Source organism: Pseudomonas sp. MWU13-3659, from assembly GCF_023757525.1.
In the GTDB taxonomy this organism is placed as follows: Bacteria; Pseudomonadota; Gammaproteobacteria; order Pseudomonadales; family Pseudomonadaceae; genus Aquipseudomonas; species Aquipseudomonas entomophila_E.
The window spans coordinates 222737-242794 of the sequence record NZ_JAMSHW010000007.1; the positions used below are offsets into that span (position 1 = coordinate 222737).

The 20058-nt window shown below is 64.2% G+C and carries 23 protein-coding genes and 1 pseudogene; 13 read left to right on the forward strand and 11 right to left on the reverse strand.

The genetic code is table 11. The features are described from left to right. Nucleotides 1–955: 955 nt before the first annotated feature. Nucleotides 956–1156, forward strand: a pseudogene (locus NGM28_RS28965) (HAMP domain-containing protein); the annotation flags it as partial. 114 nt (nt 1157–1270) lie between these two features. Continuing rightward, nucleotides 1271–2014 carry a methyl-accepting chemotaxis protein gene (locus tag NGM28_RS28970; protein ID WP_502943848.1) on the forward strand — a complete coding sequence of 248 codons (744 nt, stop codon included), beginning with the start codon at nt 1271–1273 and terminating at the stop codon, nt 2012–2014. Nucleotides 2015–2111: 97 nt separating this feature from the next. On the opposite strand, the gene NGM28_RS11845 is transcribed toward NGM28_RS28970, so the two are convergent. The 3 genes from NGM28_RS11845 to NGM28_RS11855 are packed head-to-tail and all read right to left on the reverse strand — an operon-like array spanning nt 2112 to nt 3190. Further along, complete coding sequence (locus NGM28_RS11845; protein WP_240066296.1) at nt 2112–2732, reverse strand: SOS response-associated peptidase; 621 nt, start codon at nt 2730–2732, stop codon at nt 2112–2114. Between the two features lie 15 nt (nt 2733–2747). Beyond that, nucleotides 2748–3008: a putative signal transducing protein gene (locus tag NGM28_RS11850; protein WP_240066295.1), complete on the reverse strand. Its 261-nt coding sequence runs from the start codon at nt 3006–3008 to the stop codon at nt 2748–2750. Further along, nucleotides 3008–3190 (reverse strand): CPXCG motif-containing cysteine-rich protein, encoded by a 183-nt coding sequence (locus NGM28_RS11855; protein WP_056795571.1) that lies wholly within the window; start codon nt 3188–3190, stop codon nt 3008–3010. Before NGM28_RS11855 ends, NGM28_RS11850 begins: the two co-directional genes overlap by 1 nt. A gap of 125 nt (nt 3191–3315) precedes the next feature. On the opposite strand from NGM28_RS11855, the gene NGM28_RS11860 reads away from it, so the two are divergent. Beyond that, on the forward strand, nt 3316–4482 hold the full coding sequence (locus NGM28_RS11860; RefSeq protein WP_240066294.1) for a 1-acyl-sn-glycerol-3-phosphate acyltransferase: 1167 nt from the start codon (nt 3316–3318) through the stop codon (nt 4480–4482). A 104-nt stretch (nt 4483–4586) separates the two neighbouring features. On the opposite strand, the gene NGM28_RS11865 is transcribed toward NGM28_RS11860, so the two are convergent. After that, the gene (locus tag NGM28_RS11865) at nt 4587–4847 is read right to left on the reverse strand and encodes a hypothetical protein (protein ID WP_252090258.1); all 261 of its coding nucleotides are present in this window, start codon (nt 4845–4847) and stop codon (nt 4587–4589) included. Between the two features lie 157 nt (nt 4848–5004). Between NGM28_RS11865 and NGM28_RS11870 the strand changes: the two genes are divergently transcribed. Continuing rightward, the gene (locus NGM28_RS11870; RefSeq protein ID WP_240066292.1) at nt 5005–5211 is read left to right on the forward strand and encodes a hypothetical protein; all 207 of its coding nucleotides are present in this window, start codon (nt 5005–5007) and stop codon (nt 5209–5211) included. Between the two features lie 168 nt (nt 5212–5379). Here NGM28_RS11870 and NGM28_RS11875 read toward each other — a convergent pair whose 3' ends face one another. Next, the gene (locus tag NGM28_RS11875; RefSeq protein WP_011532230.1) at nt 5380–5964 is read right to left on the reverse strand and encodes a YajG family lipoprotein; all 585 of its coding nucleotides are present in this window, start codon (nt 5962–5964) and stop codon (nt 5380–5382) included. A 204-nt stretch (nt 5965–6168) separates the two neighbouring features. Between NGM28_RS11875 and NGM28_RS11880 the strand changes: the two genes are divergently transcribed. Further along, a complete protein-coding gene (locus NGM28_RS11880; RefSeq protein ID WP_240066291.1) occupies nt 6169–6402 on the forward strand; it encodes a hypothetical protein in 234 nt (77 codons plus the stop codon). 607 nt (nt 6403–7009) lie between these two features. Beyond that, nucleotides 7010–8518 carry a malate dehydrogenase (quinone) gene (gene mqo / locus NGM28_RS11885; protein WP_213659591.1) on the forward strand — a complete coding sequence of 503 codons (1509 nt, stop codon included), beginning with the start codon at nt 7010–7012 and terminating at the stop codon, nt 8516–8518. Nucleotides 8519–8723: 205 nt separating this feature from the next. Here the strand turns inward: mqo and NGM28_RS11890 are convergent, their stop codons facing one another. The 4 genes from NGM28_RS11890 to NGM28_RS11905 form a co-directional block, all read right to left on the reverse strand. Further along, nucleotides 8724–9014 carry a PA4642 family protein gene (locus NGM28_RS11890; protein ID WP_252090259.1) on the reverse strand — a complete coding sequence of 97 codons (291 nt, stop codon included), beginning with the start codon at nt 9012–9014 and terminating at the stop codon, nt 8724–8726. A 68-nt stretch (nt 9015–9082) separates the two neighbouring features. Next, nucleotides 9083–9553 carry a hypothetical protein gene (locus NGM28_RS11895; RefSeq protein ID WP_252090262.1) on the reverse strand — a complete coding sequence of 157 codons (471 nt, stop codon included), beginning with the start codon at nt 9551–9553 and terminating at the stop codon, nt 9083–9085. Between the two features lie 105 nt (nt 9554–9658). Continuing rightward, complete coding sequence (locus tag NGM28_RS11900) at nt 9659–10132, reverse strand: WbuC family cupin fold metalloprotein (protein ID WP_252090265.1); 474 nt, start codon at nt 10130–10132, stop codon at nt 9659–9661. A gap of 2 nt (nt 10133–10134) precedes the next feature. Further along, the gene (locus NGM28_RS11905) at nt 10135–10692 is read right to left on the reverse strand and encodes a hypoxanthine-guanine phosphoribosyltransferase (protein WP_213659588.1); all 558 of its coding nucleotides are present in this window, start codon (nt 10690–10692) and stop codon (nt 10135–10137) included. 165 nt (nt 10693–10857) lie between these two features. On the opposite strand from NGM28_RS11905, the gene upp reads away from it, so the two are divergent. Both upp and NGM28_RS11915 read left to right on the forward strand, forming a co-directional pair. Next, nucleotides 10858–11496: a uracil phosphoribosyltransferase gene (gene upp / locus NGM28_RS11910; protein ID WP_252090267.1), complete on the forward strand. Its 639-nt coding sequence runs from the start codon at nt 10858–10860 to the stop codon at nt 11494–11496. A gap of 2 nt (nt 11497–11498) precedes the next feature. After that, nucleotides 11499–12773 carry a uracil-xanthine permease family protein gene (locus tag NGM28_RS11915; RefSeq protein WP_213659587.1) on the forward strand — a complete coding sequence of 425 codons (1275 nt, stop codon included), beginning with the start codon at nt 11499–11501 and terminating at the stop codon, nt 12771–12773. A gap of 59 nt (nt 12774–12832) precedes the next feature. On the opposite strand, the gene hemH is transcribed toward NGM28_RS11915, so the two are convergent. Together hemH and NGM28_RS11925 are read right to left on the reverse strand one after the other, a co-directional pair. Beyond that, nucleotides 12833–13846 (reverse strand): ferrochelatase, encoded by a 1014-nt coding sequence (gene hemH / locus NGM28_RS11920; RefSeq protein WP_213659586.1) that lies wholly within the window; start codon nt 13844–13846, stop codon nt 12833–12835. A gap of 13 nt (nt 13847–13859) precedes the next feature. Continuing rightward, a complete protein-coding gene (locus tag NGM28_RS11925; protein WP_252090269.1) occupies nt 13860–14765 on the reverse strand; it encodes a TIGR01777 family oxidoreductase in 906 nt (301 codons plus the stop codon). Between the two features lie 187 nt (nt 14766–14952). On the opposite strand from NGM28_RS11925, the gene NGM28_RS11930 reads away from it, so the two are divergent. From NGM28_RS11930 to NGM28_RS11950, 5 genes are all read left to right on the forward strand, one after another. Then, nucleotides 14953–15939: an NAD(P)/FAD-dependent oxidoreductase gene (locus tag NGM28_RS11930; RefSeq protein ID WP_213659584.1), complete on the forward strand. Its 987-nt coding sequence runs from the start codon at nt 14953–14955 to the stop codon at nt 15937–15939. 108 nt (nt 15940–16047) lie between these two features. Further along, entirely contained in the window at nt 16048–17016 is a 969-nt protein-coding gene (locus NGM28_RS11935; protein WP_252090270.1) for a YbgA family protein, read from the forward strand. Continuing rightward, the gene (locus tag NGM28_RS11940; protein WP_252090272.1) at nt 17006–17875 is read left to right on the forward strand and encodes a MerR family transcriptional regulator; all 870 of its coding nucleotides are present in this window, start codon (nt 17006–17008) and stop codon (nt 17873–17875) included. Before NGM28_RS11935 ends, NGM28_RS11940 begins: the two co-directional genes overlap by 11 nt. 25 nt (nt 17876–17900) lie before the next feature. Then, entirely contained in the window at nt 17901–19355 is a 1455-nt protein-coding gene (gene phrB, locus NGM28_RS11945; protein WP_252090274.1) for a deoxyribodipyrimidine photo-lyase, read from the forward strand. Next, nucleotides 19352–20038 (forward strand): SDR family oxidoreductase, encoded by a 687-nt coding sequence (locus NGM28_RS11950; RefSeq protein ID WP_252090277.1) that lies wholly within the window; start codon nt 19352–19354, stop codon nt 20036–20038. Before phrB ends, NGM28_RS11950 begins: the two co-directional genes overlap by 4 nt. The last annotated feature ends 20 nt before the right edge of the window (nt 20039–20058 follow it).

Below are 20058 nucleotides of genomic sequence, written 5' to 3' on the forward strand. Positions count from 1 at the left end.
CACCCAGCAACAGTTCGAAAGTGTGATCGAACAGCGCCTGTCGGCGCTGGCCCGCACCCAGGTCAGTGAGATCCAGCGCGGCCTGGAAGCACCGTTGTCGATCGCCCGCGGCCTGGCCACCGGCAACGCGATGATCGGCATGCAAGGCGCCGACGGCCGGCCACTGATGCGGGTCGACCGCGAACACCTGATCAACCAGCTCAAGCGCACCGTCGAGGCCAACCCGAGCGTGCTCGGTGCCTACCTGGGCTGGGAGCCGAACGCCCTCGACCACGACGACGCCCGCTATGTCGGCAGCAGCATGGTCGGCATCGACAGCGCCAGCGGCCGCTTCCTGCCCTGGTGGTTCCGCAACGGCGATGGCAGCCTCGGCCAGGACAAGCTGGCCGACGTCGACGACCGCACCGTGCTGGCTACTGGCGTGCGCGCCAGCGAGTACTACCTGTGCCCGAAAGAGTCGAAGAAGGCCTGCGTGATCGACCCAGCCCCTTATAAAGTGGGCGACAAGATGGTCATGCTCGCCTCCTTCGTCGAACCCATCATGGTCGACGGCCAGTTCAAGGGCATGGCCGGTGCCGACCTGTCGGTGAACTTCATCCAGGACCTGCTCAATGCCGCCGATCGCCAGCTCTACAATGGCGCCGGCGAACTGGCCCTGGTGTCGAGCAACGGCCGCCTGGTGGCCTACACCCGCGACCCGGCCAAGTTCGGCGAAAAGGCCAGCGACGTGCTGGATGCCGATGAAGCAAGCACCCTCAAGAACCTCGTCGGCGAAGACCTGCACTACAAGGTCGAGACTGCCAAGGACCGCATCGAGCTGTACCTGCCGTTCAAGGTGGCCAGCACCGACGCCCGCTGGACCCTGCTGCTGGAGCTGCCGCTCAGTACCGTCATGGCCGACGTCAACCAGTTGCAGAAAGACCTGGCCGAACAGCGCCGCACCGATATCGCCGGCATGACCGTGGTCGGCCTGGGCATCGCCGCGCTGGGGTTGCTGGTGATCTGGCTGCTGGCGCACGGCATCGCCCGGCCGCTCAAGCAGATGGTCGCCATGCTCGACGATATCGCCCAGGGCGAGGGTGACCTGACCCGCCGCCTGCAAAGCGACCGCGCCGACGAGCTGGGTGCCATCGCCAAGGGCTTCAACACCTTCCTGGCCAAGTTGCAGACGATGATCAGCCAGGTGGTCAGTTCGGTGCAGAAGGTCAGCGACTCGTCGGAGCACACTGCCGACATCGCCATCCGCACCAACCAGGGCGTGCACAAGCAGATGGCCGAGATCGACCAGGTGGCCACCGCCGTACACGAAATGACCGCCACCGCCCAGGATGTGGCGCGCAACGCCACCCAGGCTGCCCAGGCCGCCAGCGACGCCGACCGCGCCGCCAACGAAGGCCTGGATATCGTGCGCGGCACCTCGCACTCGATCAGTGCCCTGGCCACCGAAATCGGCCGTGCCGTCACCGTGGTCCAGGACCTGGCCCGCGACAGCGAGAACATCAACGCCATCCTGGTGGCCATCCGCGCCATCGCCGAGCAGACCAACCTGCTGGCGCTGAACGCGGCCATCGAGGCCGCCCGGGCCGGCGAGCAAGGCCGCGGTTTCGCGGTGGTCGCCGACGAGGTGCGCAACCTGGCGCAGAAAACCCAGCAGGCCACCGAAGAAATCCAGCAGATGATCCAGCAGTTGCAGCAAGGCACGCGGGAAGTGGTCAGGGTGATGGAGGAAAGCCAGGGCAAGACCGATGTCAGCGTGCAGCAGGCCAGCCGCGCCGCCGAATCGCTGGAGAGCATCACCCAGGCGGTATCGGTGATCAACGACATGAACACCCAGATCGCCAGCGCCGCCGAGGAGCAGAGCGCGGTGGCCGAGGACATCAACCGCAACGTGATCAACATCGGCCAGGTAGCCGGCGAGGTGGCCGGTGGCGCCGACGAGTCGAGCCAGGCCAGCGCCGAGCTGACCAAGCTGGCAGAGCAGCAACGGCGCCTGATCAATCAGTTCAGGGTCTGAAATGCAGCAGACCTGTAGGAGCGGCTTTAGCCGCGAACACCGGCAATGCCGGTGCCAGGCACCGCGTTTGTATCGCGGCTAAAGCCGCTCCTACAGCTCAAGCGGGCGTCAGGCACTCCGGCCCATTGAGCTTCGGATCATTGACGAAATATGCCAACGCCCTTTCGCGCAAAGCGGTCGGTGGCTTGGCCAGCAACTCGTGCAGCCGCGCCAGCGACGTCTGCGGATCCAGCCAGATCGCCTGCTCGGCTTCGTCCAGGATCAACGGCCGACGCTGGTTCATCGCCGCTTGCGTCACCACGGCACAACTCAGCCACGCCTGCTCCTGCACCGGATAGACTTCCCACACCGCCGCGAAGAACAGCGAAGCCCCCTCCCCCGGCGTCACCCAGTACGGGCGTTTGCGCGCCGTACCGCGCCATTCGTAGAAACCGTTGGCCGGCATCAGGCAACGCCGCTGGCGCAGCGCTTCGCGGAACATGGGTTGCTCGGCGAGGGTTTCGGCGCGGGCCTGGGCCGGGGTGCGCGACAGGTCGGTCAGCCAGGCCGGGGTGAGCCCCCAGCGGGCGCTGGCCAGTTGCGCCTGGCCATCGAGCTGACGCTGGATCAGCACCGAGGCACCGGGCGAGATGTTCCATTGGGCCTGCTGGCTCGAAGGGAAGCCAGGCAGGCCGGCGAAGGCCTGGGTCCAGCGAAACAGGGCGTAGCGTCCACACATGGGCGATTTCAGAACCTAGCAGATCAGGGTACCGGGATAACTCTCCGGCGCTTCGCCGACAAGCGGCTGGGCAGTATTGTACGCGTCGATCAACTGTCGCGCGTAACCGGCTTGCTCATCGGGTACCGCCAGGCCCAGCAGCCCCTGCACCGGCAGCTCGCCCACAGCGCCCATCAGGTCGCGCCCGACCAGGTGCACCTCGATGCCTTCGCTGGCCAGCATGCCGACCAGCATCTGCGCCTCCAGCAGGTTTTCCGGGTCATAGATTCGCTGCATCAGTCGTTCTCGCCATAGACGTCCAGCATCCATTCCTCGCCATGCACCTGCAACACGAAACGGATGGGCTTGCAGCAGACCTGGCAGTCCTCGATGTACTCCTGATCGCCAGCCGACAAGTCCACAGTCGTCTCGACTTCTTCACCGCAATAGGGACAATCGTAGATCGCAGTTTCCAGCATCGCGGCCTCCCGAGTGACTTGTGCGTATAATTGCCGGTCTGTTTACAGGGCCTGCGTGTGTCCGAGCCGTTTTTCGGGCCCCACCCCTACCTTATTACCCTAGCCGTTTCCAACAAGAGAGCATGATGGGCGAATTCGATGCCATCCGACCGTACGACGACGCTGAGGTCCCTGCCGTTCTGGCGCGCCTGCTCAGCGACCCGGCATTCCTCGATATCCTCACCCACTTCCGCTTCCCGCGCGCTGCGGGCGCCTTCGGCTGGCTGCTCAAACCGCTGATCGCCCGGCGCCTGCGCCAGGAGTTCGCGGGCGTGCAGTGCGTCGCCACGCTGCAGGATAAAGTCGAGTACTACGTCGACCGGACCATCGACCGCGCCACCGACGGTGTCACCTACACCGGCGTCGAACAGCTCAAGTCCGGCACTGCCTACCTGTTCCTGGCCAACCACCGCGACATCGTCATGGACCCGGCCTTCGTCAATTACGCGGTGTACCACGCCGGCCTTCCCACGCCGCGGATCGCCATCGGCGACAACCTGCTGCAGAAGCCGTTCGTCAGCGACATGATGCGCCTGAACAAGAGCTTCATCGTGCACCGCTCGATCAGCGGCCGCCGCGAGAAACTGGCGGCCTACCAGCTGCTGTCGGCCTACATCAACCACTCGATCCGCAACGACTGCGCGTCGATCTGGATCGCCCAGGCCGAAGGCCGCGCCAAGGACGGTGACGACCGCACCGACTCGGCCATTCTCAAAATGTTCCACATGAGCCGCAAGGACGAGCCGTTCGGCGCGGTGATCCAGAGCCTGAACCTGATTCCGGTGTCAATCAGCTACGAATACGACCCCTGCGACCAGGCCAAGGCCCGCGAGCTGTACATCCGCGCCACCACTGGCACCTACAAGAAGGCGCCGGGCGAGGATGACAACAGCATCGCCCAGGGCATCACCGGCTACAAAGGCCGGGTGCACATCAACTTCGCGCCCCCGGTGACCGAGTACCACGAGGACACCAAGCAACTGGCGCAGGCCATTGATCGGCAGATTCTCGGCGGCTACCGGCTGTTCCCGGTGCACTACCTGGCCTATGCGATGTGGGCGGAGAAGGACGCGGCGCTGGAAGTGCCGGGCGCCGAGACGCTGTTCCCGGCCGACGAGCTGGCCAAGGCGAAAGAAGAGTGGCAGCGCCGGTTGGACGCCTGCCCGGTGGAGCATCAACCGTATCTGGTACAGCAGTACGCGACGCCGGTGCGCAATCAGTACCAGGTCAGGCAGCAGGCCACCGTGGCCTGATCACTGGCTCCTGTAGGAGCCAGCCTTGCTGGCGAATGCCGCTCATCATCAGTGGTGAATGGAGGATTCGCCAGCAAAGCTGGCTCCTACAGGGTGCGTTACGTTCAGATCCAGGTGCTGAACCAGGACAACAGCAACGCCATCGCCAGGCACGAGAACCCGAGAATGTAGTAGTAGCGCGGCACGCGCAGGTCGAAGGCATCCACCAGCCCTTCATCCACCGCCAGGCTTTCGCGGGCCATGCTCGCCCGGCGCCGGGCGCTGTGCAGCAACAGGCCGCCCGGGCAGGTGACCAGCAGGGCCAACAGGTTGATCAGCTTGGCGGGATGGGCGGCCAGGAAGCCCCAGAGCACTTGCAACGACATTGCACGACCTCGGTATCACGACGGCAAAGTCCGGCATTCTACCCAAGCTCGTCGACACTGCCCCGACTTTGCGACCAACTGCGGTAAATTTCATCTGTCACACGCTCGTCATCAGGACAGGCCACCCTGTCGGCCTTCAACCGAACCGGAGCTTGTCATGCTGCACGCCGAAAACCAGGACCGCCTCTACCTCGTGGCCCAGAGCGACGAACAGCAGGCGCTGATCGACGGCTTCGCCATCAATGTCCAGGACCGCCAGTGGCTGGTCTACTGCGCGCTGGGTGGCCATGCCCACCATGACCTGCCGGAGGTCGATACGCAGACCGGCATCAGCCTGCTGGACTTCAACGTACTGGCCGCCTGATCCGTGTTGCATTCTTCGCCGGCAAAGCCGGCTCCTACAGGTGTGGCGCCCGCCTCAAGAGCAGCGCCACACCTGTAGGAGCCGGCTTTGCCGGCGAATGGGTCGGTACAGGCAACAAAAAACCCGCCGCCTGATCGCAGGCGGCGGGTTTTCTTCATTACAGCAGCCTTACTCGCCCAGCACCTGACCGACGGTCGGGTCCTTGAACAGGCGGGTCAGGGCATCGCTGAGCACGTCGCTGACCAGCTTGGTGTTGGTTTCCTGGTTCGGCGCCATGCCGAAGCGCTGGTCCAGCGAGGCACCATAACGGCCGCTGTAGCGGCGGTTGGCGTTCGACACGTCGGCGCGGAAGGTGGCGCCGATGGTCGCCTCGGTCACGTACATCTTGTCCTTGGGCGACTGGTACTTCAGCTCAGCCAGCGTCACGGTCAGCTGTGGCGCGTTGTAGGCGTTGGGTGTCGGGGTGAAGCCGAGCAGGCGCACCGCCGCCTCGGCCTGGGCCTGCAGCTTGGGCACGACATCGTTGCCATTGACGGTAATGGTGCTGGTCTCGGGGTACATGCCACCCCGGGTGCCCAGCGATTGCGAGGCACGCCCGTCGACCACCTTGACCACCACCGGCTGGCCGTGGCCGACCGGGGCCAACTGTTGCGTTAGCTTGGGTTGCGGGCTGAGTTGTTGCGGGCTGTGGGCACAACCGGCCAGGCTCAGGCTGGCTACCGCGAACAAACCGACCAACAGACGTTGCAACATGCGCGTTTCTCCAGAAAAAGCGGCAAAGGCCCACAGTATACCTAGCGGCAAGCTATAAGCGGCAAGCGGCAAGCAAAAGCGCTCCGCCCACCTGACTGGGCTCGTCCCGTCGTTCGAAGCACAAGGCTGTTTCGGCGCTGTCACATTGGTTTCATGGCCCGCGCGCTATGCTCGCGCCAGCCCGAACACACAGGACCATCCGCCATGACCTCGCTCTGGAACCTGCTCCTGCAACGCCCACGCCACGCCACCTACGCCCGTCTCGACAGCGACGGCATCTGCCTGGGTTTCAAGCAGTGCAGCCTGCCACCCACGGGCAGCGGCTGGGTTCAGGTCAACGAGGCGCATCTGGGCTGGCTGGGCCAACCGCTGCCGGCCAGCGCCCGCCTTTGCACCCCTGCAAGGCGTCGTTGGCAGCAACGCACCCTGTCTGCCTGACAAACGCTGCAATAAAAACCCAAGAAGCATGACCTTTCTGCCCGCGACCTCGTTATAATCTCCCCCCGATTATAAGGACGTCTCCTGATCGGGCCCCGCATTCGCCGATTGACCCCGGCACCCTCGACGCTTCGCCCACAGAGAGCCTTCCACTCAGGTCTTGCATTGGCTGTCGTGCCTGCTGTTTCCGGCCTTCTGCTTCGCATGAACCTGCGGGTTGCCATCGCGCAGTCCACTTTTGAGGTTCACGACTCCAAAAGAGCGTGAAAAAAACGGTTTTTCACAACTTCACGAGAGTGTGGCGAGCAAATGAACAGTCTGGCATGTGTAAAAGCGGCAGATGATTCACAAACAGCCCTGAGCAGACGGCGCAAGTGCTCCTGCAGGATAGGAGCCTGAGGCCGATCCATAACGCACGACGGGCCCCTTGACCATAAGTCGAATTGCCGCACCCGTGGCAAACGGCGTTCAATACCTGAACACCCAAGACTGATTGGCGGTGTCCGCTGGAGTTGCAAGAACTGCGAAGAGTCGGACATGGCGATCCTGGCGACCCCAGGGTTCCTATGCTGTCAATTAGGTGCTGTAGATTGTGGAGACGCGTTAAATGGCGCAGAACGAATCGGTTGATGTGGTACTGGTAGGCGCGGGCATCATGAGTGCCACCCTGGCCGTACTGCTCAAGGAGCTCGACCCGTCGATCAAGCTGGAGGTCGTCGAGGCGATGGACTCCGGGGCCGCGGAGAGTTCCAACCCCTGGAACAACGCCGGTACCGGCCATGCCGGCCTGTGCGAGCTGAACTATACCCCGCAGGCCGCCGATGGCAGCATCGACATCAAGAAGGCCGTGCACATCAACACCCAGTTCGAGGTGTCGCGCCAGTTCTGGGCGTACCTCAGCAAAAAGGGCGGCTTCGGTTCGCCGCGCGCCTTCATCAACCCGGTGCCGCACCTGAGCTACGTCGAGGGTGACAAGGGTATTGCCTTCCTCAAGAAGCGCTTCGAGCTGCTCAAGCAGCACCACGCCTTCGCGGACATGGAATACACCGAAGACAAGGCCGTGATGAACGAGTGGATGCCGCTGATGATGCCCGGCCGCCCGGCCGACCAGCGCATCGCCGCCACCCGCGTGATGAAAGGCACCGACGTCAACTTCGGCGCCCTGACCAACAAGTTGCTCAAGCAACTGGGCAACAGCCCGGATGCCCAGGTCAAGTACAGCAAGAAAGTCGTCGGCCTGCGCCGCAACGGCAGCGGCTGGACCGTGAGCATCAAGGACGTCAACAGCGGCGGCAGCCGTGAAGTCGACGCCCGCTTCGTCTTCCTCGGTGCCGGCGGTGCCGCCCTGCCCCTGCTGCAACTGTCCGGCATCCCGGAGAGCAAGGGCTTCGGTGGCTTCCCGGTCAGCGGCCAGTGGCTGCGTTGCGACAACCCGGAAATCGTCAAGCAGCACCAGGCCAAGGTCTACAGCCAGGCTGCGGTCGGCGCGCCACCGATGTCGGTGCCGCACTTGGATACCCGCGTGGTCGATGGCAACACGTCGCTGCTGTTCGGCCCTTACGCCGGCTTCACCACCAAGTTCCTCAAGCACGGCTCGCTCATGGACCTGCCGCTGTCGGTGCGCATGGGCAACATCGGCCCGATGCTGGCCGTGGCCCGCGACAACATGGACCTGACCAAATACCTGGTCAGCGAAGTGATGCAATCGATGGAACAGCGCCTGGAATCGCTGCGCCGCTTCTACCCGCAAGCGAAAGCCGAGGACTGGCGCCTGGAAGTGGCCGGCCAACGCGTGCAGATCATCAAGAAAGACCCGAAGAAAGGCGGCATCCTGCAGTTCGGTACCGAGCTGGTGGCGGCCGAAGACGGCAGCCTGGCCGCATTGCTCGGCGCTTCGCCTGGCGCCTCGGTGACCGTGTCGATCATGCTCGAGCTGATCGAGCGCTGCTTCCCCGAGCAGGCCAAGGGCGCCTGGGCCGCCAAGCTCAAGGAGATCTTCCCGGCTCGCGAGAAGGTCCTGGCCACCGACGCCGCCCTGTACCACAAGATCAGCGCCGACAACGACGTGGCGCTGGAGCTGGTGGACAGCAGCCCGGCCAAGCAGCATTACGCCTGAACCGGCTGAAACGAAAAAACGCCCCTCGGGGCGTTTTTTTGTGCCTGTACCCCAACCCCGCATTTCCTTTGTAGGAGCGGCCTTGTGCCGCGAAAGGGCTGCGAAGCAGCCCCAGCGATGTTGAGGCAAGGCATCAATCCGGGGCCGCTTCGCGACCCTTTCGCGGCACAAGGCCGCTCCTACAGGAAAGGTCGAACGAGCGGAGTCAACCGCGGGCGTTGTCGATGATCTCGATGTACTCCGGCGCATTGCGCTGGTCGGCGATCGCCTCGACGAAGGTCTTGCCGTGCTCGTCCTTGCCATCCAGGTCATAACCCGCCTCGACAAAGAACCCCACATAGCGTTCGAAGTCGTCGACACGCAGGCCGCGATAGCCTTTGATCAACTTGTGATGCGATGGCGAGGTCAGGCCATCGGCCGGCTCGAACTGCAGGAACGACTTGATGTACTCGTCGCTGATCTCGTCACCAATCACTTGTTTCTTGTCTTTGCGCATCGCCGACTCCAACTGGACCATCACGAAAATTCGAAGGTCGGCAGTTTACCCCCCGAAACCTGCGAGCCTCAACGCGTACGTACGGTACCGGTGTGCAAGTCGGCCCAGATGTGGCCGTTGGCGTAGGTGAGGAACTGCACATACAGGGTTTCGTTGCGCAGCAGGTCCATGATCACCCGGTAGTCCGCCATCGGGTAGTTGAGGGTCAGGGTGCGGCTGTTGTCGTCATAAACCGGCTTTTTCAGGCTCTTGCCACCTTCTGCGTCGAAGTTGATCAGCACCTGGCCGATGGTCGAGCCTTTGCTCAAGGGTTTGCCCTTGAGGCGCATCTGCAGGGAGGACGTGATCGGGATGGGTTGCTGATCGGACTGGCGCTGGGTACCCACCACCACGGTGTAGTCGGTGACCTGCAACAACTGCTGGCTGGTCGGTGCTTCCTGGCGCAGGGAAAGGTCGTCGGGGGGGAGGAACTGGCTGTGCAGCGGGGCGGCCGCGAGCGGGAGGCTCACCGCCAGCAGGAGGGGGACGATTGCACGCATGTGAGGCTCCTTGGTATGAGCAGGCACTCTACGCACGGCCCCTGCCGCGGGGCAAGCCCGCTCCCACGATGAGGAAGCAGGTTTGCCCCGCGATGGGTCGCAAGCTCAATCGAACTGCGCGCGCATCCAGGCGTGGTATTCGGCAACGCCCGCTTCGCCTTCACGCGGCGCCCAGTGGGCATGCTCGCCCTCGCCCACCGGCCGATACGGGCCAGCCTTGCATTCGAACATGACGCTGTCCGCTTCCAGTACCACCAGGCCGTGATAAGTGCCAGGTGCCAGGTCGACCCCCAGGCAATCTCCGCCAGCCTGCAGGACGCGCTTGTCGGTCACCGCCCCTTGCTCGTCGAAGATCAGCAGCCCCAACCGCCCCTTGAGCACGATAAGTGCCTCGGCCTTGTCATCGTTCAAGTGACGGTGCGGCGGAATATAAGTGTTGGGCTGCAGCCCGACAGCCATGCGGTGGCAAGGCTCTTCCATCTCGTGGAAGTTGTGGTGCTGGCGACCACGCGGGCTGTCGGCGGCCTTGAGCGCCAGCGCAGTGAACAACGACTGATCGAGGAACGCAGGCTGGCGCATGATCACAACCCCTTGACCGCGAAAAGGCCATTAGCGTTACGCCAATAACCCTTGTAGTCCATGCCGTAACCGAAGACATAGCGGTCAACGCACGACAAGCCGGTGTAGGTGGCCTTGAGGTCGGGGCTGGCCTTGCGATCGTGGTCCTTGTCGATCAGCACGGCAGTGTGCACCGCGCGGGCGCCGGCGTGCTTGCAGAACTCGATGATGGCGCTGAGGGTGTGGCCTTCGTCGAGGATGTCGTCGACGATCAGCACGTCGCGGTCGATGAACGACACTTCCGGCTTGGCCTTCCAGAACAGCTCGCCACCACTGGTGGTGTTGCGGTAGCGGGTGGCGTGCAGGTAGGAGGCTTCCAGCGGGAACTGCAGGTGGGTGAGCAACTTGCCGGAGAAGATCAGGCCGCCGTTCATCACGCAGAAGACCACCGGGTTCTTGTCGTGCAGGTCCTTGCAGATCTGTTTGCCGACCTCGGCGATGGCGGCCTCGACCTCGGCTTCGTTGTACAGGCAATCAGCCTCGCGCATCACTTGACGGATATGCTCGAGATCGGCGGACATGGCGCTCTCCAGGGGGTGCGTTTTGGAAAAGCGGGCAAAGGTACGCATCCGCTCGTCCCAGATCAAGCCTTTATGGACTAACGTGCACAATGACTGCACGACATCAGGGACTGAATAGATTAACCTAGCGCGGTTTTTTTGCCCGCCTCCCGGAGCCCTCCCCCCATGCCTACTCGTGAGATCCGCCATCCGCTGATCCGCCATAAGCTCGGCCTGATGCGCCGTGCCGATATCAGCACCAAGAATTTTCGCGAACTCGCCCAGGAAGTCGGCGCCCTCCTGACCTACGAAGCCACCCAGGACCTGCCCCTCGAAACCTACGAGATCGACGGCTGGTGCGGCAAGGTACAGGTCGAGAAAATCGCCGGCAAGAAGATCACCGTGGTACCGATCCTGCGTGCCGGCATCGGCATGCTCGACGGCGTGCTCAGCCTGATCCCGAGCGCCAAGGTCAGCGCCGTGGGCGTTGCCCGCAACGAAGAAACCCTGGAAGCCCACACCTACCTGGAAAAGCTCGCGCCGGACATCAACCAGCGCCTGGCCCTGATCATCGACCCGATGCTGGCCACCGGCGGCTCGATGGTCGCCACCATCGACCTGCTGAAAAAGGCCGGCTGCAAGGAAATCCGCGCCATGGTGCTGGTAGCCGCCCCCGAAGGCATCGAAGTGGTGGAAAAAGCCCACCCGGACGTGCAGATCTACACCGCGTCGATCGACCAGCGCCTGAATGAGCACGGCTACATCGTCCCCGGCCTGGGCGATGCCGGCGACAAGATCTTCGGCACCAAGCAGAAGGACGCCTGATCATGCAGGACGGCTTCAACGACCCGCTTTGGCGCCAGGTCGTCTCGGGCGCGCAGATGCTCTTCGTGGCATTTGGCGCGCTAGTGCTGATGCCGCTGATCACCGGCCTCGACCCCAACGTGGCGCTGTTCACCGCCGGCCTCGGCACCTTGCTGTTCCAGCTGGTGACCGGCCGCCAGGTCCCGGTGTTCCTCGCTTCGAGCTTCGCCTTCATCACCCCGATCATCCTCGCCAAGGGCCAGTTCGGCCTGGCCGCGACCATGGGCGGGGTGATGGCCGCCGGCTTCGTCTACACCTTCATGGGCCTGATGGTGAAGATCAAGGGCACCGGTTTCATCGACCGCATGCTGCCGCCTGTCGTGATCGGCCCGGTGATCATCTCGATCGGCCTGGCCATGGCGCCGATCGCCGCCAACATGGCCATGGGCAAGGCGGGAGACGGCAGCGTGCTGATGCCGTACAAGACCGCGATGATGATCTCGATGCCGGCGCTGCTGACCACGCTGGTTGTGGCGGTATTCGGCAAGGGCATCTTCCGCCTGGTGCCGATCATTTCGGGCGTGCTGGTGGGCTTTGCCCTGTCGTTCGCCTTTGGCGTGGTCGACACCGCCAGGATCGCCGCCGCACCGTGGCTGGAACTGCCCAAGTTCACCGCACCGGAGTTCAACTGGCAGGCGATCCTGTTCATCGTTCCGGTGGCCCTGGCTCCGGCGATCGAACATATCGGCGGCGTGATCGCGGTCGGCAGCGTGACCGGCCGCGACTACCTGAAGAAACCCGGCCTGCACCGCACCCTGCTGGGTGATGGCCTGGCCACCACCGCGGCCGGCCTGTTCGGTGGCCCGCCCAACACCACCTACGCCGAAGTGACCGGCGCGGTGATGCTGACCAAGAACTACAACCCGAAGATCATGACCTGGGCGGCGGTGTTCGCCATCACCCTGGCCTTCATCGGCAAGTTCGGCGCGCTGCTGCAGAGCATTCCGGTACCGGTGATGGGCGGCATTCTCTGCCTGCTGTTCGGCTCGATCGCGGCGGTGGGCATGAACACCATGATCCGCCACAAGATCGACCTGGCCGAAGCGCGCAACCTGGTGATCGTCTCGGTGACCCTGGTGTTCGGTATCGGCGGCGTGCTGATCGGCAGTGGCGACGGCCCGGACGACTGGGGCCTGAAGGGTATCGCCCTGTGCGCCATCGTGGCCATTGCCCTGAACCTGATCCTGCCGGGCAACGATGGCTGGAAGAACAAGAAGCTGGATGATCAGCTGCCTTGAGCCTTCATTGAAATCCTGGGGCCGCCTTGCGGCCCCTCGATTCAAGCCAGGCGCGTTTCTCAGGCCCTCTCGCACATCCCCGCCAACACCCTCACCCACTCCGGGTGATCATTCAGGCACGGCACCAGCACCAGCTCTTTCCCGCCCGCCTCGATGAACTGCTCCTTGCCCCGATCGCCGATCTCCTCCAGCGTCTCGATGCAATCGGCGACGAACGCCGGGCACATCACCAGCAACTTCTTCACCCCTGCCTTGCCCAGTTCGTCCAGGCGCGTCTCGGTGTAGGGCTCAATCCATTTGGCGCGCCCCAGCCGCGACTGGAACGACACCGACCACTTGCCGTCGGGGATGCCCATCTTCTGCGCGAACGCCTTGGCCGTGGCCAGGCACTGGCCGCGATAGCACACCGCACGCATCTCGGCGCTGGCATCCTTGCAACAATCGGCGGCCTGGAAGTCGTGGTTGCCGGTAGGGTCGAGCTTCTTGAGATGGCGCTCAGGCAAGCCGTGGAAACTGAGCAGCAAGTGATCGTAGTCTTGCGCCAGGTACGGCCGGGCGCTGGCGGCCAACGCCTCGATGTAATCGGGGTGGTCGTAGAACGGTTGCAGGATGCGCGTCTGCAGCGGCAGTTTGCGCTCGGCGATGGTCTGCTTCGCCAGTTCCACCACCGTGGTCACCGTGCTGTCGGCGAACTGTGGATACAGTGGCGCCAGCGTCACCTTGCGTACGCCCTGGGCCGCCAGGCGCTCGAGCACGTCCGGCAGGGCCGGCTCACCGTAGCGCATGGCGATTTCCACCGGCCCATGGGGCCAGTGCTCGACCATCGCCGCTTGCAGACGGCGGGTCAGCACCACCAGTGGCGAGCCTTCGTCCCACCAGATCGAGGCGTAGGCATGGGCCGACTGTTCCGGGCGCTTGATCAGGATCAGCGACACCAGCAACCGCCGCACCGGCCAGGGCAGGTCGATCACGTACGGGTCCATGAGGAACTGGTTGAGGTAACGGCGCACATCAGCCACCGAGGTGGAGGCCGGCGAACCCAGGTTGACCAGCAGCAGGGCGTGATCGGTCATGCAGCGTCCTATGTCAGAGGCGCCTGGACAGGTCGTCCAGGGCCGATTGCAGATCGTTGAAGCGGAACGTGAAGCCTGCCGCCAGCAGGCGCACGGGGCGCGCGCGCTGGCCACCGAGCAGCAGCGTCGACAGTTCGCCCAGCCCGGCCTTGAGCAGCAACGCCGGCATCGGCATGAACGCCGGGCGGTGCAGGGCACGGCCAAGGCGCCTGGCGAACTCGCGATTGCGCACAGGCTCTGGCGCGCAGGCATTATAAGGACCGCTCGCCTCGTTGTGCCGCAAGAGAAAATCAATCAGGGCGATCTGGTCTTCTATATGGACCCAGGGCATCCATTGCCGGCCATCGCCCAACGGCCCGCCCAGCCCCAGTTTGAACGGCAGGCGCAGGCGCGACAAAAAGCCGCCGTCACTGGCCAGCACCAGCCCGGTGCGCACCAGCACCACGCGAGTCCCGAGCGCCTGCGCGCGGGAAGCGGTCTCTTCCCAGGCAATGCACAGCTGGCTGGCGAAGTCTTCCTTCACAGGTGGCGAGGCCTCGGTCAGCTCACGCTCGCCGCCATCGCCGTACCAGCCCACCGCGGAGCCCGAGATCAGCACGCCAGGGCGCTGCTCGCGGCTTTCCAGCCAGGCCAGCAACTGTTCGGTGAGGGTCACGCGGCTGGCCCACAGCAAGGTTCTACGTGCCGCCGTCCAGGGGCGATCGGCGATCGGGGCACCTGCCAGGTTGATCACCGCATCCACCGGATCGTCCTGGGCGATATCGTCCAGGCGGGCGACACCTCGTACACCCGTGCCACAGCGTTTCGGTACCTGTTCGGGGTTTCGGCTCCACACGGTCAGGCGATGGCCCTGGCCGCGCCAGAGCTGGCACAGGTGCTGGCCGATCAGGCCAGTACCGCCGGTCAGCAATATATGCATGGCTGTGTCCTCACAGTTGGCGGCCGTGGTCTATTTTTAAGATCAAGGCACTTTTTTGACCATACGCTCTCGGATAAACATAGGCGAACCTGTCCTATCGAGCGGAATAACCTTATACAAACATTGTGCATTGTACAGGTTTGCCGAGCAGCGTAGGCTGCACACAGCACGGTTCGAAGAGGCCATCATGACTGTTCCAATTGCCATCATTGGTGCCGGTATCGCCGGCCTGTCTGCCGCCCAGGCCCTGCAAAAGGCCGGGCAGACCGTCCACCTGTTCGACAAGGGCCATGGCAGCGGCGGGCGCATGGCCAGCAAGCGCAGCGAGGTTGGCGCGCTCGACCTGGGCGCCCAGTACTTCACCGCCCGTGACCGGCGCTTCGTCGAGCAGGTGCAGCAGTGGGTCGCGGCGGGGTGGGCCGCACAATGGAAGCCCCAGCTCTACAACTACCGCGATGGCGAACTCACCCCTTCCCCCGACGAGCAGATCCGCTGGGTCGGCGTGCCGCGCATGAGCGCGATCACCCGAGGCCTGCTCAAGGACGTCACGGTGAACTTCGGTTGCCGCATCGCCGAGGTGTTCCGCGGCAAGCAGTACTGGCATCTGCAGGACACCGAAGGCTGCAGCCATGGCCCGTTCAGCCGCGTGGTGATCGCCGTGCCGGCGCCCCAGGCCACGCCCCTGCTGGCCGCCACGCCCAAACTCGCGGCGGTGGCCGCCGGGGTGCAGATGGAGCCGACCTGGGCCATCGCGCTAGGCTTCGAAACGCCACTTGAAACCCCGATGCAAGGTTGCTTCGTGCAGGACAACCCGCTCGACTGGCTGGCACGCAATCGCAGCAAGCCTGGCCGTGAGGAACAGTTGGATACCTGGGTACTGCACGCCACGTCTAACTGGAGCAAGCAGCATATCGACCTGTCGAAGGAAGAGGTGATCGAGCAACTGCACGGTGAGTTCGCCGAACTGGTCGGCTGCGCGGTACCACCTCCCTCCTTCGCCGTCGCCCACCGCTGGCTGTATGCCCGCCCTGCCGGCAACCACGAATGGGGCGCCCTGGCCGATGCCGACCAAGGCCTCTACGCCTGTGGTGACTGGTGCCTGTCCGGCCGTGTCGAAGGTGCCTGGCTCAGTGGCCAGGAAGCCGCAAGGCGCTTGCTGGAACACCTGGATTAGCGGGAACGGCAAACTTATACAAAAAGTAGTACTTGTATAAGTTTGCAAATGTGCTGGAATAAACCTGTACAAAACGATCTTCCTGTACAGGTTATTCCGGAGTCCGTAATGAACCCTTCCGCTCCCAGCGGCAAACCACGCCTGGCCATCAGCGCCTGCCTGATCGGGCAGAACGTGCGCTACAACGCCGGGCACAAGCGTTCCGAGCTGTGTCGCGACCTGCTCGACGAGCATTTCGAGTGGGTGCCGGTATGCCCGGAAGTCGCCATCGGGCTCGGTGTGCCCCGCGAACCCATTCGCCTGGTGGGCGACCCGGATCATCCCGCCGTCACCGGCAGCCGCGACAACACCACTGATCTGGCTGGGCCGCTGCGTGCATACGGCGAACAGATGGCAGGCGAACTCGATGACATCTGCGGATACGTGTTCATGCAGAAATCGCCTTCATGCGGCCTGGAGCGGGTCAAGGTGTACCAGGACAATGGCCGTCCTCCCCACCAGGGCGGGCGCGGTGCCTTTGCGTCGGCGTTCTGTGCCCGGCGCCCCGACCTGCCCGTCGAAGAAGAAGGGCGCCTGCACGACCCGGTGCTGCGGGAAAACTTCATTACCCGCGTCTACGCCTACGCCGACTGGCAGGCCCTGCTGCGTGAGGGCCTGAGCCGTGGCGCACTGATCCGCTTCCACGCGCGCTACAAGTACCTGCTGATGGCCCACAACCCCCAGGCCTATCGCAGCCTGGGCCGCTTGCTGGGTAGCATGACCCGCGACGATACGCCCGAACAGCTCGGCCCACATTACTTCAGCCAATTGATGCAGGCCCTGCGCCGTTGCGCCAGCCGCGGCACCCACGGCAACGTATTGCAGCACCTGAGCGGCTACCTGCGCGATGACCTCAAGCAAGCGGACAAGCTCGAGTTGCAGCAGGTCATCGGCCAGTACCAGAAGGGCGTGGTGCCGCTGGTGGTGCCCCTGACCCTGCTCAAGCACCACCTGCGCAACCACCCGACCCCTTACCTGATGCAGCAGGCCTACCTGCAGCCCCACCCGGAAACCCTCGGACTACGCAATGCTATCTGAAGACCTGCTGCCCATCGGCGAAGTGGCGCGGCTGACCGGCGTCAACCCGGTCACCCTGCGCGCCTGGGAGCGTCGCTACGGCCTGATCAAACCCCAGCGCACGCCCAAGGGGCATCGGCTTTATCCACAGGACCAGGTGCAACGGGTGCAAGCCGTGCTGCGCTGGCTCGAACGAGGCGCGGCGGTGAGCCAGGTGCGCGAACTGCTGGACAAGGCCGCCGATCCCACGACCACTGTGCAGGGCGAATGGGGCGAGCGCATCGAACAGATGATCGGCGCCATCTCCCGCCTCGCCCAGCGCCAGCTGGACCAGTTGCTGAACCAGGCAATGGCGCTGTACCCCGCCGTGACCGTCTGCGAACGCCTGCTCCTGCCCCTGCTGGACGCGCTCGCCCAGCGCTGGCAAGCACATTTCGACGCACGCCTGGAGCAGGTGTTCTTTCACACCTGGCTGCGCAGCAAACTGGGCGCGCGGGTCTACCACGACAGCCACTCGCTGGCCGGCCCCTGCGTGCTGCTGGCCCGCACCGACGACACCCCCTTCGACGCCGAATTCTGGCTCTGTGCCTGGCTGCTGAGCAGCAGTGGCCAGCCGTTGGAGATTCTCGAATGGCCGGTCGAACCTCGGCAACTGCGCCAGGCCGTGGAGCTGCTGCAACCCCGCGCCTTGCTGCTGCACCTTGGGTGCCGCCCGGAATTGCCCGCGCTGTCGCGAGCCTTGCGGGAAATCAGTGTGAACACACTGGCAGGCGGCAGCACCATCGGCCTGTTCGAGACGCAATTGCAGGCGCTGGCATTGCCCCACCTGCAACTGTTCGACAGCCCTCAGGCAGCCCTGCGCCTGCTTCAGCAACCCTGATCGACCACCACAGGCCCGAATGCCCATGCAACTGATCTGGCTGCGCAGCGACCTGCGCATCGACGACAACACCGCACTCTCGGCCGCCAGCCAGGGCGGCCCGACCGTGGCGCTGTGGATTGCCAGCCCTGGCCAATGGCAATGCCATGACGACGCCGCCTGCAAGGTGGACTTCTGGCTGCGCAATCTGCGCCTGCTGAGCCAGGCCCTGGCAGCCTTGAACATACCCCTGCTGGTGCGCACCACCGACACCTGGCGCGAGGTACCCCAGGTACTGCTCGAAGTCTGCCGCCAGCACCAGGTCGACACCGTGCACTGGAACGAAGAGTACGGCGTCAATGAAACCCTGCGCGACAGCGCGGCTCGCGCCCTGCTGGAGCAGTCCGCAATCGCCACCCACAGGCATCTGGACCAGTTGCTGTTCAAGCCGGGCAGCGTGCTGACCCGTGGCGGCCAGTACTTCCAGGTGTTCAGCCAGTTCAAGCGCGTCTGCCTCGAACACCTGCACCGCAGCCTGCCCGCGCGGGCACAACGACCGGGACGCCAGGCCCCTCTCGACATCGCCAGCGATCCCATCCCGGAACAGATCGATGGCTTCGCCGTCCCCCCACAGTCCCTGCGCGACCATTGGCCGGCCGGCGAAGAAGAAGCCCAGCGGCGGCTTTCGCGCTTTATCGACGAAACCGTCGAAGACTACCCGCAACTGCGCGACCTGCCCGCCAAGGCAGGCACCAGCCAGCTCTCGCCCTACCTGGCGGCCGGCGTCATCTCGCCGCGCCAGTGCCTGCACGCGGCACTGGCCAGCAACCTTGGCGAGTTCGACAGCGGCAACGCCGGCGTGCAGACCTGGGTGAACGAACTGCTGTGGCGAGAGTTCTACAAACACATCCTGGTAGGTTATCCACACGTCTCGCGGCACCGTGCATTCCGTTTGCACACCGAGGCCCTGCCCTGGCGCAATGCGCCTGACGACCTGGAGGCCTGGAAACAGGGGCGTACCGGCTTTCCGATCATCGACGCCGCCATGCGTCAGTTGCTGGAGACCGGCTGGATGCACAACCGCCTGCGCATGATCGTCGCCATGTTCCTCAGCAAGAACCTGCTGATAGACTGGCGCGAGGGCGAGCGCCACTTCATGCGCCACCTGATCGACGGCGACCTGGCCGCCAACAACGGCGGCTGGCAGTGGAGCGCCTCCACCGGAACGGACGCGGTGCCCTATTTCCGGATCTTCAATCCGACCACCCAGTCACAACGCTTCGATCCGAAGGGAACCTTCATTCGCCGATGGCTGCCCGAACTACAGCAAATGGACGATAAAACGATTCATCGACCCGTGAAATCTGCTGATCTATTTGCTACTAATAATTGCTCAAACAACTACACAATTCCGATCGTCGATCTCGACCGCAGTCGCCAGCGTGCACTGGAGGCCTTCAAAGGGCTGTCCACCTGGCAGAATCAGAGGGAAACATTTTGAGCATTACGCGCAGTTTCTGGGTGACAGGGGCCAGCCAAGGACTCGGGCTGGCGCTGGTGGAACGATTGATCGAACAGGGGCACCGGGTAGCCGCCAGTGGCAGGGATAGCCAGGAACTCGACGCACTTGCGCAGCGCCATGGCGATCTCCTGCTGCGCGTGTTTGGCCAGATTCAGGACCGGGCTCAGGCTGAAACCGCCAGCCAGCAGCTACAGCGCCAATGGGGTACGCTCGACGGCTTGATCGTCAACGCCGGGGTCAGTGACTACCTCGCCGACGACACGCCAGACACCGAGCTGTTCGAGATGATCGTCAGCAGCAACCTGCGCGCCACCGAGCATGCCCTTGCCGGCGCCCGGCCCTTGCTGGCCAAGGGCGACAACCCCCAAGTGATGGCAATCCTCAGCCGCTACTCGGCCCAGCAGCTGTTCGACCCCCGGCAGCCTCCGGATGGGCGCAACAGCCTGCTGCAATGGTTGCGTGAACAACGCGCTCCCCTGAAAGCCCTGGGTATCGACCTGACCGTGGTGGCACCGCAATCCGCGACCCTCGCCCAGGTGGTCCCGGAGGAATGGACAGCGCAGACTGCGGCGCTCGAACTGGTGGCCCGCCTGGACCAACGCCAACCGGAACTGGTGCTCGAGGCCATGTGCCTGAGCCATCTGTGGCCGCTGCCCCGCTAACCTGGACTGGCTACGCAGGG